Consider the following 13,174-nt stretch of genomic DNA (forward strand, 5'->3'; position numbering starts at 1 on the left):
TCTCCATATGTTTTACAGCTTATGTTTTATGGGTTCATTATATCTTAAATAATAATTACTATGTGTGACTTTCCTCATCGGATTCTTTCCTAAACCTCTTATAGAAATCTAATGGTTGTGGATAAGGTGTATTTCATGTATTTAATTACTATATAAGTTGTGGATAAGTGAGAAAAAGCACACTTATCCACTAAAAAGGGGTGAATATTGTGGAAGAGTAACATTTGTAGGGGATAACTTGTCTATATTGAATTTGTTTATAGTATAAGAGGACTGAATCCTATACAAACTAAGTTTACAAGGAGGCGGTGAATCTAATGGATAAAGATATTAGAAAAGACAATGAAGATTTAGATATGGATCATGCTGTATCTGAAGAGGTTCTTGAAGATATAGCCTTTTACCGGGCTCTATTGGTCAATGTTTGTATGATTGGAAAACCAAATGACACTTGGGTTCTTATAGACACCGGTGTAATGCGATATACCAAACGAATCATAGCTGCAGCAGAAAAAAGATATGGAAATAAACCTCCAGAAGCAATTATATTAACACATGGTCATTTCGACCATGTCGGTTCAGCTAAGGAATTAGCAAAGTATTGGGATGTACCAATCTATGTTCACCAAAACGAACTTGGCTATGTAACTGGAAAAGAAGTATATCCTCCAGCAGACCCAACAGTTGGTGGTGGTATGTTCTCATTACTCTCACCGATTTTTCCTCAAGACCCGGTGAATTTAAAAAGCTTAGTAAAGCCCCTTCCCGAAAATGGCGAATTGCCTTTTCTAAAGGAGTGGCGCTATGTGTACACGCCAGGACATACACCTGGTCATATTTGTCTATTTAGAGAACGTGATCGGACATTGATATCTGGTGATGCTTTTGTAACAGAAAACCCCGAATCAACAATGGCTGTCTTTTTTCCTTTACAAAAGGTCTATGGTCCTCCTGCCTATTTTACAGGAGATTGGGACCTCGCGGAAGAATCCGTTAAAAAATTAGCAGCTCTTGAACCAGAACTAGTCATACCAGGACACGGTTTACCAATGGAAGGAGAAAGCTTACGTGAACAACTTAACGAACTAGCCAATAATTTTTTAGAGTTGGCTATTCCTAAGAATAAGAAACATTAGATATAAATGCTCGCAGAATATGTCTTACATTGCAGAAGACATGAAATCTATAATCCCTATACAATAAAAAAAGGTGTTCCTTAGTCTAAATGAATAAGAAACACCCTTTTCCTTTTTATCCTTGTTGTCGTATGCGGTCTTTTGCTTCCAACTCTTCTTCTGATGGCCTGCTATTTTTAATAAAAAATGAAATTACTAAACCGACTAATGATAGTAGAGAAACAACGATAAAAGCAACATTTGCTCCATGTATTTCTGGGTACGAAATTTCTGGACGCTGTTCTGCGGTTGCTGCCGTGTTCGTCATTACCGTAACTAAAATTGCAGTACCAATGGATGCAGCAATTTGTCTCATTGTATTATCCATGGCCGCTCCATGGGCAATTAATCGTTTTGGTAGTTGATTCAATCCTGCAGTTGCAATCGGCATCATTACCATTGATAAACCAAACATACGCACTCCATACATTACCGTAATAAAAGTGAATGATGTCTCTGTATCCAATCTTGTAAAAGCAAAGGAGGATACCATAATGATAGACATACCAACAATTGCCAGCCATCTTGCACCAACTTTATCGAAAATCCTACCAGTGATAGGTGCCATAATACCTGTAATAACAGCTCCAGGAAGAAGAGCTATTCCCGCTTCAAATGCTGTAAAATCTCTCATATCTTGCATATACAAAGGGATAATTGTCTCGACCCCGATCAATCCCATAAACACAATCATACCAACAGCCACAGCTAGAGGGAAAATGGAATAGGTAAATACCCGAAATTCAAGCATAGGGTGTTTTAAACGCAATTGCCTAGTTATAAATAAGACAAGCGCAAGAACACCTACAGCTAATGCTAATAAAGTCAATGAACTTCCCCAACCATTATTCCCTGCCGAAGTAAACCCATAAAGTAATCCACCAAATCCAAAGGATGACAAAATAATCGAGATAACATCAACTTTCGGATTTTTTAACTCTGTTACATTCTTTAATGCAAAAATCGCAACAATAATATCAATAAGTGCAATGGGCAAGATGATGAAAAATAAAACGCGCCATGAATAATGCTCTGTCACCCATCCTGATAAAGCAGGACCAATAGCCGGAGCAAACGAAATTACGAGTCCAATTAACCCCATCGCTGCACCACGTTTATGAACAGGGAAGATCATTAAGAAAACAGTTTGCATAAGTGGCAACATCACACCCGCACCACTAGACTGTATCACTCTTCCTAATAACAATATTTCAAAATTTGGTGCAAGACCCGCCACAAGAGTACCCAAGGCAAAAATACTCATTGCAGTAATAAAAAGTTGTCTAGTAGTGAATCTTTCTAGTAAAAAAGCACTTATAGGAATCATGATTCCATTTACAAGCATGAATACGGTAGTAAGCCACTGTGCAGAGTTAGCAGTAATATTCATTTCTTCCATAATTGGTGGAATCGCAGTTATCATAAGTGTCTGATTTAAAATAGCGATAAATGAACCTGCAAGTAAGAGTGTAACAATTGTAGACCGTTTATAACTAGATGTTTCCATCCCTTTATCCCTCGTTCCTAAAAAGTTAATCAAAGACATATATATTTTCACATACTTTTACAGAGTACACGATTTTCAAACTATTATCTATCCACATAACTCAGAAAAATTATTTCCACAAAAAATAGCCCAGGTAAATCCTGGGCTATTAACACGAAGACATAGGAACTTTTTACTTACGAAGAGGTACTTCCACTTTCTTCAAACGGTTGCACAATAACAAATCCTTCACCAGAGAACTCCATTTGAAATGTCTCTCCACTACCACGACCTAGCAATGTTCGGTAGCTAATGTCTGTTCGAAACTCTGGTTGTAAATGTCCAGACCAAGCAACTGTTGCGCTTGGATCGGTTATAACTGGCATACCAGGGTGAACGAGTAAGGTCAATGGTTCATAGTGTGATGTTATCGCAACCTTACCACTACCACTCAAGGTGATGTTAAATAATCCACCTGACATCATCCCTGCGATTTTTTTCATTAATTTAATATCCCATTTTATACCGGGTTCAAAGGCAAGCAAATCATTACCATTAACCGTAATCGATTCATCATTAAGATCAAAAATAGTAATTTTTTTGCCTTGGTCTGCTAAATACAACCTTCCGTTTCCATGTGCCTTCATTAGAGAACTACCTTCTCCAGTGAAGGCCTTTTTTACCATTCGACCTACACCGTGCTCTAGCATTTTTTCACGTTCAAACTTAATATTTCCATTGTATGAAATCATCGATCCAGCCTTTGCCCAAACCTGACTACTTAAATTAACCTCCAAAATACGAGGAGTTTCCAATTCAAAATATTCGTTTTCAGTATCATCTTGCTTCGTTTTATTTATAAATTCAGTAATGGAGTAATTTCCCATTCCAACACGTCCTTTCCTCTGCATAGTAACTTATTTACGAATGAAAGGTTCCAATTGTTTCAGTATTATTTGTAAAACTTAAAATGCTTAAGCTAACTCTAGTATTTAAACTTTTATAATCAAATGATTAACAAGAGGATAAGTGAGGTTTTTCTAGTTTTTCGCATAGTTTTTTGTTAATCTGTAAGATGGAAGTGTAATCGAATTTATTAACTATTCAATCGTTATTACTTTGGAAAAGGTAAGGAGTTTATTTATGAAAAGATTAGTCATATTGGGTGGCGGCTATGGCGGAGTTAAAATTCTACACAAATTAATTGATAGTGAAATACCAAAGGATGTTCGCATCACACTTGTTGATCGAAATCCCTATCATTCCTTAAAAACTGAATTTTACACCATAGCTGCTGGGACATCCGCAGACAAAGAAGTACGCACCGAATTTCCTAACCATGAACAGGTTGACTTAGTATTTGCAGAGATTGAACAAATTGATACTGAAAATGAGCAAATTAAAATCAAACAATCTGATGAAACAATAGCTTACGATTACTTAGTTATCGGACTTGGGTGTGAAGACAATTACCATGGTATCGAAGGCGCTAAGGAATTCACAGAAAGTGTACAAACGCTTTCAAAGGCTCGACATACCGGATTAGCAATTGGCGACCTTCACGCATATGGTAAAGTGGCTATTGTCGGAGCAGGTTTAAGTGGAATTGAAGTTGCTTCTGAAATAAGAGAAAGTAGACCAGATTTAAATATACGCCTACTCGATAGAGGCGCATCTGTATTAAATGGATTTGATTCAAAAATACAAGAATATGTTGCAGAATGGTTTGTTAAAAATGATGTAGAAGTACTTCATCACTCAAACGTAGAGTATGTAGAAAAAGACGCTGTTTGTAACAATGGTGCTTGCTTTATCAGTGATGTTACGATTTGGACTGCTGGAGTAAAACCTAATTATTTAGTAAGTGAACTGCCATTTGATAAAGACACACAAGGAAAAATTAAGTTGAATGATTATTCCCAAGTCCCAACGCATACCAATATTTATGTTGTAGGTGATTGCGCTTCTTCTTATCACTCTCCAAGTGCGCAATTGGCTGGTAAACAAGGTGAACAAATTGGTGATGTTTTAAGAGCTGTACTAAATGGCCAAGAACCTCAAATCCCTAAAGAAGTTAAACTAAAAGGTGCACTTGGTTCTTTAGGAAAATCAGATGGATTCGGTAATATGATGAAACAACCAATGACTGGATTATTACCACGATTAGCGAAATCAGGAGTACTTTGGTTAAATAAGCGACATTAATATATGTTTGGAAAGGTCAGTCTTTTTTCGATTGACCTTTTTTTATTTTTCGAGATAATTTAGTTTATTAATCCCTATTCTTGTTTTCATTTATCTTATATATCTCACGTGCCATCGTTTCCAATATATACATAACTGGTACTTGTGTCGTTATATTTGAATTTTCATACCATTCATTTGTCACGTAATATGGAATATTGACATCAGAAATCTTCGCTACAGTAGAATGTTTACTATTTGTAATACTTACAATCTTACTTCCTTCTTGCTTTAATTGATTTATGTGCCTAACCGTATAATTACTTTCTCCCGAAACCGATAAGGCAATCGTCACACTATCATTTAAAATATGTGGATGAATAGGAAAATGTGGGTCTTTTATATACATCGAAAATGTGCCTAAGCTCGAAAAATATCTTGCTCCATACTCTGCGAGAATTCCTGAACTTCCAATCCCAATAAAAATAACCGTCTCTGCATCTGTCACAACTTTTGCAGCCTTTTTTATTTTTTCCTCAATATTACCTGTTAGTGTTCGCTCAAAAAATTCCGTTATCGAATGTTGTCCACTCTTAATAACAGTTGATTTTTCATTTTCCAGTTGTAATTTAAGTCTTACTTTAAACTCTGAGAAACCAGAACAATTAACCTTTCTACAGAAGCGTAAAATTGTTGCCGTTGAAACATGCGTTTCATCTGCTAACTCACGTATTCTCATATAAACAACCTTTTCGATATTTTGAGTAATAAAGTTGTACAAAGATGTCTCTAATTCGTTAAATGAAGCAATCTCTTCATTCGTAAACATAACCTATCCCCTTACCTAAAATAACTTATACCCAAAGCGTACCACATAATCTCATCAAAAAACACCTTGTTACATATCTGACACATTTAACTCTTTTAGAAACTATAAACTAGAAGCTCACGCCCCCTATACTTACCAATTCCCTACGCTTACTATTAATCTATACAATTCAAATCCAACTAGCAAAGAGAAATATTCTTTAATTTAAAATTAATCTAGGAAACTTCAACTTTGTTAAACATTTATTACTAAAACCAAAAAACGGAGGAGTGGTAAAGATGGTTAAAAGGATTAAAATTACAACAATTGGCGGTGGATCTAGTTATACCCCCGAACTTGTGGAAGGTTTTATAAAGCATTATGATGAATTACCGGTTAGTGAGTTATGGTTAGTAGATATAGAAGAAGGAAAAGAAAAGTTAGAAATTGTTGGAAACTTAGCGAAAAGAATGATTGAAAAAGCAGGTCTTCCAATTGAAGTTCACTTAACATTAGACAGAAAATTAGCTTTAAAAGATGCTGACTTTGTCACAACTCAATTTCGGGTAGGCTTGTTAGAAGCTAGAGCAAAGGATGAAAGAATCCCTTTAAAATATGGAGTGCTTGGCCAGGAAACAAACGGGCCAGGTGGTTTGTTTAAAGGTTTACGAACTATTCCTGTCATTCTTGATATTTGTAAAGACATCGAGGAGTTATGTCCTAATGCATGGTTAATTAATTTTACAAACCCCGCCGGAATGGTAACAGAGGCTATCCTACGTTATTCCAACATTAAAAAAGTAGTGGGACTATGTAATGTTCCAATTGGAATTGAAATGGGAATCGCACAACTATTAGAAGTGGATCACTCAAGAGTTAGAATTGACTTCGCTGGCTTGAACCATATGGTTTATGGATTGAATGTTTATGTCGATGGAGAAAGTGTAAAGGACAAGGTAATAGAATTATTAACTGATTCAAACAACAGTAGTTTTGTTAAAAATATAAAGGGACTAGGTTGGGAGCCATCATTTATTAAAGCACTCAATGTCCTGACTTGTCCTTATCACAATTATTATTACAAAACAAATGACATGGTAGAAAAGGATCTTAAGAATGCTGAAGAAGAAGGTACACGTGCGGAAGTAGTTCAAAGGTTAGAAAAAGAGTTATTTGAACTGTATAAAGACCCAACTTTGTCCGTAAAACCACCTCAATTGGAAGAGCGCGGTGGGGCCTATTATTCGGATGCTGCAGTTCGTTTAATTACATCCATTCACACTGACAAACGTGATATTCAACCTGTAAATACAGTAAATAATGGAGCGATAGCAAGCATTCCTAATGAATCTGCCATCGAGATTAGTTGTGTAATTACCAAAGAGGGACCAAAACCAATTGTAATTGGTGATCTCCCTGTAGCTGTAAGGGGATTAGTACAACAAATTAAATCATTTGAGCGGATTGCGGCTGAAGCAGCAGTGACTGGCGATTATGATAAAACAGTTCTTGCTTTAGCCATTAACCCATTAATCCCTTCCGATACGATTGCAAAACAAATTGTTGATGAGATGCTAGTTGCACATAAGGAACACTTACCACAATTTAAATTTGCAGAAACGATAGAAGTTTAAAAAAGAACCTTATTAATAAATAACCTGAGCCAAGCGTGGATAGCTCAGGTTATTTATCGTTTAATTACCATTCATTTAAACCAGCCCTTCTCCTTAAACCTAGAAATTGCTTCAATCCGATTAGTCACTTCTAACTTATCAAGTATTACTGATATATAATTCCGTACGGTGCCATTAGTTAGAAAAAGTTGGCTTGCTATTTCTTTCGTGTTTTTTCCATCAGCCATAAGTTTAATAACTTGTTCCTCACGATCCGTAAGCGGACTCTCTTCACCATAAGCCATATCAACTAATTCCGGGGCATATACACGTCGTCCATCCATTATAGCTCGAATAGAGTTGGATAAATCCTCACTAGGGCTATCTTTTAATAAATAACCACCAACACCAGCATTTCGTGCACGCTCGAAGTATCCCGGCCGTGCAAATGTTGTTAATATAATTACTTTACATGCATCATCCTTCAGTTCCTCTGCCGCATCTAAGCCACTTTTATGAGGCATTTCAATATCCATAATACATATATCTGGCTTTTGCTCCTTTACTAAGGCTAATACTTCTTCCCCATCTCTCGCCTTACCGACAACCTGCATATCATCCTCTAAATCAAGCAATGATCCAAGAGCCCCAAGCAATAAGCGTTGGTCCTCAGCAAGTACAATCCGAATCACATTTAATCCCTCCTACTTTGGTTGTTGAATTGCATTTGGAACTTTTATTTTAAGTGTTGTCCCATCTATACTTTGTATTTCCAAACTTCCATTTAGAAACTCCAATCGCTCTCTAATCCCCTGAAGGCCATGCCCTTTCCCGTTACCTTCTACAAGACCTATTCCATCATCTTTTACCTCAATAAACAATTCGTTCGGAGACTGCTTAATCAAAACCTGACAAGTAGAAGCAGAGCTATGTTTAACGACATTTGTAATAGCTTCCTTCAAACACATACTCACCACATTCTCCACCAATAGAGGGGTATGTGATAGATTGGGATTGCCTTCAACCTGCAATTCTATTTCTGCCGCATCTAATATTTGTTTAATGTGTATTATTTCATCTTTTAATTTGACCCCACGCATGTCAGAAACCATCTCACGGACTTCTTTTAATGCAGTTCTAGCAGTTTGGCGAATATCATTTATTTCATTTTTCGCAGATTCAGGATTTGCAATCACTAATTTCCCGGCTAAGTCACTTTTCAATCCTATTAGTGAAAGTTTCTGCCCTAGCGTGTCGTGTAAATCACGAGCAATCCTTTGACGTTCCTCAATAACCATTAACTTAGATATTCTTTTATTTGCATCTTCTAATTGATCTTCTAGTTGTTCACGCTTAATTCGATTATACATATTAAATGGCAATAGAATTACACCAATTAAACTAATAACGATAAATGGTAATTGTGAAAAAAAGATATCTGTTTTAAAGATGAAGCCAAGCGTTATTGCAGCAGCTGTCGTAACTAGATGAATGATATATAACGTAATAAAACCGGCTTTTTTCTGAACATTACCAATAAAGAAAGCCAAGAATAATGAAAAATAAACATAACCGAGGAGCAAAGTCATAACAATATTAATAACCATGTCAATACTAACCCATAAATATACAAACCAGCCTTTCGTAATAAACGAAAGGCGATAAGATGTAAAAAAAAGCAATAATAAACATATACCTAATATTATTTCAAATGTAGATGATGACCTAAAAATAAAATAAAAGGGCAAGACACAAAAAATAATCCAAATATAAGAGCTAAGTCCTGTATTCCTCGGAAAAATATGATACCAGTTCTGCATAGCAGGTCTCCTTTTTTGCCCTCTTTTGAGTCAATTTCATAATTACCTTATTCAGTCATCTAAGGGCAATATATAGTTTGGAAATGGTTATATAAGTTGACGACAAAATTGGTATTATGAAATTGATTAACTTTGCTAAAATTAGAAAATACATTTTATTCTCAGTATAACAAAAGCAGTGTGTTTTTTGATTTTTGTTTTTAAATTAAAAAGCTTCTTCCATCATAAGTTTTGCTACTTTTTTCAGAGTTGATGTAAAGTACGCACTAACTTTGTCGTGACTTTCTTACATCATTCATTAGATTAGTGCTTAATCCACCACTTCGGAAATACACTACGTTAGGATAGTGTTGTTCATAGAATTCAATAATGCATTTCATGAAGTTTAATGCTCGAAAAGCTATAAAAACATTTAAATCACTAATGTAAAATTTATTATCACAATTAGTGGAGACAGAATACGTAGACTCCTACGGGAACAGCGCGAGCTGAAGATCCACTCAGAAGCGCTTTTCTTCTGAGTTAGCTGAAGCCGTGCCCGTGGAAAGCGGAGTATTCTGCCGGAACGAAGTATTACAACTCGGGTCACCATTCCAACAGAAAAGAATTTTACAAATGTAAAGAATACTTAGTGCGTACTTTATATTTTAATTACATTAACAATAAACTTTTAGAATAAAACCTTCTAAAAATAAACCCCTTCAGAGATTTGAAGGGGTTTTACATTCTATTTACTCATCTTGAAAGCTTGGCCCACGCGTTTTTAATTGTAGAGATAGCTTTGACTTTTCAGCAAGGGCTTTAACTTCTTTAAAGCCCACAAACGTTTTGTTTTTTTCATCATATAATCGAAAACGAATGGACACTAAACTAGAAGCCAAAGTAATCGTGGTAGCTTTTTGTAAAGGTGGTGTAGATTCATGTGCTTTTTCTAAATTATAATTTGGTACTCTCGGACTCAAGTGGTGTACGTGGTGGAAACCAATGTTACCTGTAATCCACTGCATAACTTTTGGAAGTTTATAATAAGAACTTCCATCCACTGCTGCTTTCACATAATCCCATTCTGCTTCATTTTCAAAGTAAGAATCCTCAAATTGGTGTTGCACATAAAACAACCATATTCCAAGAGTACCTGAGACAAATAATATTGGAAGCTGGATAATTAATAATGCTTGCCAACCAATCGTAAGTACTAACAATGTGTAAATCGCAATAAGAGAAACGTTAATAAGATACGTATTCAAACGCTCTTTACGTTTTGCACCCTTTCGATTAAAGCGGTTATCTACAAGGAAAAGATAAACAGGACCAAGCCCAAACATCACAACTGGATTTCGGTAGAGCCGGTAAGTTAATTTTTCCCACCAAGAAGCATTTAAATACTCATCTATCGTCATTACCCACATATCTCCGGTACCACGCTTATCCAGATTACCACTGGTCGCATGGTGAATCGAATGACTTCGTTTCCACTTTTCAAAAGCAAAGTGGGTGATAATGCCCGTAATTGTTCCAAGGATTCGATTGGCCTTTTTATTTTTGAAATATGACTGATGTGTGCAATCATGGAAAATAATAAAGGTACGCACGACAAAACCTGCGGCTACAATGGAAAGTGCAACAGTTAGCCATACAGAAATGGATAAACTTTGATATGCAAGAAACCACAGTATGAAAAATGGTGGAATTGTATTAATTAATTGTTTTATACTTGATTTTTTATCAGCCGTTTCAAATGGCTTTACGTTTTTTCTTAGTTCTGCTTGTTTTTGTCTACTCATGATATCCTCCTCAAGCTATGCTGCTTTTATTGGGATTTTTAATCTATCCTAATCATAGAAGAAATAATAAAGCTAAAGAAGTCATAAACGTCAATCTAACTATATGACATTTGTCACATCTGCTTGTCTAATTTCTTCATCTAATAGATTTCATCCTTTTTTAAATCCATTTATTATAAATATCCCAAAATTTTAATTTTATACTGAATGAACTTTAGAAGGTATATCTTATAGGTAGAGATAAGAGACTGTTAAAAAAACAAACAAAAAAGCAGCTAACAAGGGAGACTATTGGAACAGTCTCCCTTGTTAGCTACTTTATCTTCTAATAATCGCTATCTGATTTTTCACCTTTTACAATCGCAACACTAGCACTAGCACCTATACGGCTTGCGCCTGCGTCAATTAGTGCACAAGCTGTTTCGCGATCACGTACACCACCTGAGGCTTTTACGCCAATTCCCGGTCCAACTGTTTGACGCATCAATTTGATATCTGCTACTGTAGCTCCTCCAGTTGAAAATCCTGTTGATGTTTTTACATAGTCTGCTCCAGCTTTAACAGCAAGCTGACATGCTTTGACTTTTTCTTCTTCCGTTAGCAAACTTGTTTCGATGATTACTTTTACTAGTGCTTTTTTTCCTGCAGCTGTTACAACTGCTTGGATATCTTTTTCAACAGCATCATAGTCAGCATCTTTTAATTTGCCGATATTAATGACCATATCGACTTCTGTAGCGCCTTTTTCAATCGCATCAGTTGTTTCCATAGCTTTAACAGCAGTTGTCGATGCTCCTAAAGGAAAACCAATAACTGTACAAACCTCTACATCAGATCCTTTAAGTAATAAAGCTACTTGTTCTACCCAAGTTGGGTTCACACATACAGAATAAAATCTGTGTGTTTTTGCCTCTTCACAAATGGTGACGATTTGGTCTTTTGTTGTATCAGCTTTTAGTACTGTATGGTCAATCGTCATTGCTATATTCTGTTCCATATCTATCAACCTTTCCATTACATATATTTAGTACCATCAGTGCTTGCTAAGGTCGTTTGGAGTAAATGCTCCTGGCAATAGCGCAGCAACTGTTGTTTCTTCTATTTCATTTTGTAAATTTGTTAAAATCACTTTCATATCAGCGGGGCATAATTCAGAGATTACTTGTCGGCATGCTCCACAAGGAGAAACAGGTCGATCCGTATCAGCAACTACAACTAGTAAATCAAATGATTTGTCTCCTGCTGCATAAGCACTAAATAAAGCTGTTCTTTCTGCACAGTTACACATCGTATAAGCAGCATTTTCTATATTACAGCCATGATAAACTTTTCCTTCTGTTGTTTGTAAAGCTGCACCTACCTTGAACTTTGAGTATGGTGCATACGCCTTGTTTCTTGCTTTCAAAGCCTCGCTAATCATATGTTGGTAATCCATTTCCTCACTCCTTCTGTATAAAGTGTTCACCCACCTATACTTAAGCCATTGTAGCAATCATCTCTTTAACAAAATTCAGAAATTGCCCTCTCACTTTTTCAGTTGTTTCCATAACTTCTTCATGTGAGAGTGGTTGATCTAGTATTCCTGCTGCCATATTCGATATACATGATATTCCAAGCACTTCCATGCCAGCGTGACGAGCAACAATAACCTCTGGAACTGTTGACATTCCAACAGCATCTCCTCCGAGTTTTTGTAGCATACGAATTTCTGCTGGTGTTTCATAGCTTGGTCCACTATTCCATACATAAACACCTTGTTTGAGGTCAATCCCTAATGATGAAGCGGTTTGAAGCGCTAGTTGTTGAAGTGCTGGAGTGTACGCTGTTGACATATCGGGAAAGCGAACACCATGTCCTTGGTTATTTGCTCCAATTAATGGGTTATCACCCGCTAAATTAATATGATCCTTTATTAACATTAGGTTACCTGGTTCAAATGATGGATTAACAGCGCCCGCTGCATTGGTTACAATCATTTTCTCAATACCTAAATCTTTCATAACACGGACAGGAAAAGTGACTTCACTCAATGGATACCCTTCATAAAAATGAAATCTACCTTGCATCGCTAACACAAACTCACCTTTTAACTCACCAATGACCAATTGTCCTGCATGACCTTCTACAGTAGAGACCGGAAAACCTGGAATATCTGCGTAGGCAATCTTAACAGGGTTGTCTATTTCATCAGCAAGCATTCCTAAACCTGAGCCTAATATAAGGCCAATCTTAGGTTGTTTATTAATTTTTTTAGAAATAAAATCCGAAGCTGTTTTAATTACGTCAACTTTCATTGTTCATCCC

General features: G+C 36.1%; 12 protein-coding genes. 3 read left to right on the plus strand and 9 right to left on the minus strand.

Going from position 1 to position 13,174, the window contains the following annotated elements:
• Positions 1–317: 317 nt before the first annotated feature.
• Positions 318–1,136: an MBL fold metallo-hydrolase gene (locus QQS35_RS12145; RefSeq protein ID WP_285932419.1), complete on the plus strand. Its 819-nt coding sequence runs from the start codon at positions 318–320 to the stop codon at positions 1,134–1,136.
• 115 nt (positions 1,137–1,251) lie between these two features.
• Here the strand turns inward: QQS35_RS12145 and QQS35_RS12150 are convergent, their stop codons facing one another.
• Both QQS35_RS12150 and QQS35_RS12155 read right to left on the minus strand, forming a co-directional pair.
• The gene (locus QQS35_RS12150; protein ID WP_285932420.1) at positions 1,252–2,682 is read right to left on the minus strand and encodes a DHA2 family efflux MFS transporter permease subunit; all 1,431 of its coding nucleotides are present in this window, start codon (positions 2,680–2,682) and stop codon (positions 1,252–1,254) included.
• A 176-nt stretch (positions 2,683–2,858) separates the two neighbouring features.
• Entirely contained in the window at positions 2,859–3,548 is a 690-nt protein-coding gene (locus QQS35_RS12155; RefSeq protein ID WP_285932421.1) for an AIM24 family protein, read from the minus strand.
• 256 nt (positions 3,549–3,804) lie between these two features.
• On the opposite strand from QQS35_RS12155, the gene QQS35_RS12160 reads away from it, so the two are divergent.
• The gene (locus tag QQS35_RS12160; RefSeq protein ID WP_285932422.1) at positions 3,805–4,866 is read left to right on the plus strand and encodes an NAD(P)/FAD-dependent oxidoreductase; all 1,062 of its coding nucleotides are present in this window, start codon (positions 3,805–3,807) and stop codon (positions 4,864–4,866) included.
• Positions 4,867–4,933: 67 nt separating this feature from the next.
• On the opposite strand, the gene QQS35_RS12165 is transcribed toward QQS35_RS12160, so the two are convergent.
• A complete protein-coding gene (locus tag QQS35_RS12165) occupies positions 4,934–5,674 on the minus strand; it encodes a MurR/RpiR family transcriptional regulator (protein WP_285932423.1) in 741 nt (246 codons plus the stop codon).
• A 278-nt stretch (positions 5,675–5,952) separates the two neighbouring features.
• Here QQS35_RS12165 and QQS35_RS12170 point away from each other — a divergent pair, with 278 nt between their 5' ends.
• Entirely contained in the window at positions 5,953–7,287 is a 1,335-nt protein-coding gene (locus QQS35_RS12170; protein WP_285932424.1) for a 6-phospho-beta-glucosidase, read from the plus strand.
• Between the two features lie 71 nt (positions 7,288–7,358).
• Here the strand turns inward: QQS35_RS12170 and QQS35_RS12175 are convergent, their stop codons facing one another.
• From QQS35_RS12175 to QQS35_RS12200, 6 genes are all read right to left on the minus strand, one after another.
• On the minus strand, positions 7,359–7,958 hold the full coding sequence (locus tag QQS35_RS12175; protein WP_285932425.1) for a response regulator transcription factor: 600 nt from the start codon (positions 7,956–7,958) through the stop codon (positions 7,359–7,361).
• Positions 7,959–7,970: 12 nt separating this feature from the next.
• Positions 7,971–9,086: a sensor histidine kinase gene (locus QQS35_RS12180; RefSeq protein WP_285932426.1), complete on the minus strand. Its 1,116-nt coding sequence runs from the start codon at positions 9,084–9,086 to the stop codon at positions 7,971–7,973.
• Between the two features lie 731 nt (positions 9,087–9,817).
• On the minus strand, positions 9,818–10,870 hold the full coding sequence (locus QQS35_RS12185) for a fatty acid desaturase (RefSeq protein ID WP_285932427.1): 1,053 nt from the start codon (positions 10,868–10,870) through the stop codon (positions 9,818–9,820).
• Positions 10,871–11,195: 325 nt separating this feature from the next.
• A complete protein-coding gene (gene deoC / locus QQS35_RS12190) occupies positions 11,196–11,867 on the minus strand; it encodes a deoxyribose-phosphate aldolase (protein WP_285932429.1) in 672 nt (223 codons plus the stop codon).
• A 36-nt stretch (positions 11,868–11,903) separates the two neighbouring features.
• Positions 11,904–12,305: a cytidine deaminase gene (locus tag QQS35_RS12195; protein ID WP_285932431.1), complete on the minus strand. Its 402-nt coding sequence runs from the start codon at positions 12,303–12,305 to the stop codon at positions 11,904–11,906.
• A 40-nt stretch (positions 12,306–12,345) separates the two neighbouring features.
• Positions 12,346–13,164 carry a purine-nucleoside phosphorylase gene (locus QQS35_RS12200; RefSeq protein WP_285932433.1) on the minus strand — a complete coding sequence of 273 codons (819 nt, stop codon included), beginning with the start codon at positions 13,162–13,164 and terminating at the stop codon, positions 12,346–12,348.
• Positions 13,165–13,174 lie beyond the last annotated feature (10 nt).

The organism is Aquibacillus rhizosphaerae (genome assembly GCF_030282825.1).
Taxonomy (GTDB): domain Bacteria; phylum Bacillota; class Bacilli; order Bacillales; family Amphibacillaceae; genus Aquibacillus_C; species Aquibacillus_C rhizosphaerae.

Bases quoted from the DNA above. Each gene is read 5' to 3' on its own strand.
- QQS35_RS12165 (WP_285932423.1), bottom strand. From the start codon at position 5,674: ATGTTTACGAATGAAGAGATTGCTTCATTTAACGAATTAGAGACATCT.
- QQS35_RS12170 (WP_285932424.1), top strand. From the start codon at position 5,953: ATGGTTAAAAGGATTAAAATTACAACAATTGGCGGTGGATCTAGTTAT.
- QQS35_RS12200 (WP_285932433.1), bottom strand. From the start codon at position 13,164: ATGAAAGTTGACGTAATTAAAACAGCTTCGGATTTTATTTCTAAAAAA.
- QQS35_RS12155 (WP_285932421.1), bottom strand. From the start codon at position 3,548: ATGGGAAATTACTCCATTACTGAATTTATAAATAAAACGAAGCAAGAT.
- QQS35_RS12185 (WP_285932427.1), bottom strand. From the start codon at position 10,870: ATGAGTAGACAAAAACAAGCAGAACTAAGAAAAAACGTAAAGCCATTT.
- QQS35_RS12180 (WP_285932426.1), bottom strand. From the start codon at position 9,086: ATGCAGAACTGGTATCATATTTTTCCGAGGAATACAGGACTTAGCTCT.
- deoC (WP_285932429.1), bottom strand. From the start codon at position 11,867: ATGGAACAGAATATAGCAATGACGATTGACCATACAGTACTAAAAGCT.
- QQS35_RS12160 (WP_285932422.1), top strand. From the start codon at position 3,805: ATGAAAAGATTAGTCATATTGGGTGGCGGCTATGGCGGAGTTAAAATT.
- QQS35_RS12145 (WP_285932419.1), top strand. From the start codon at position 318: ATGGATAAAGATATTAGAAAAGACAATGAAGATTTAGATATGGATCAT.
- QQS35_RS12150 (WP_285932420.1), bottom strand. From the start codon at position 2,682: ATGGAAACATCTAGTTATAAACGGTCTACAATTGTTACACTCTTACTT.
- QQS35_RS12195 (WP_285932431.1), bottom strand. From the start codon at position 12,305: ATGGATTACCAACATATGATTAGCGAGGCTTTGAAAGCAAGAAACAAG.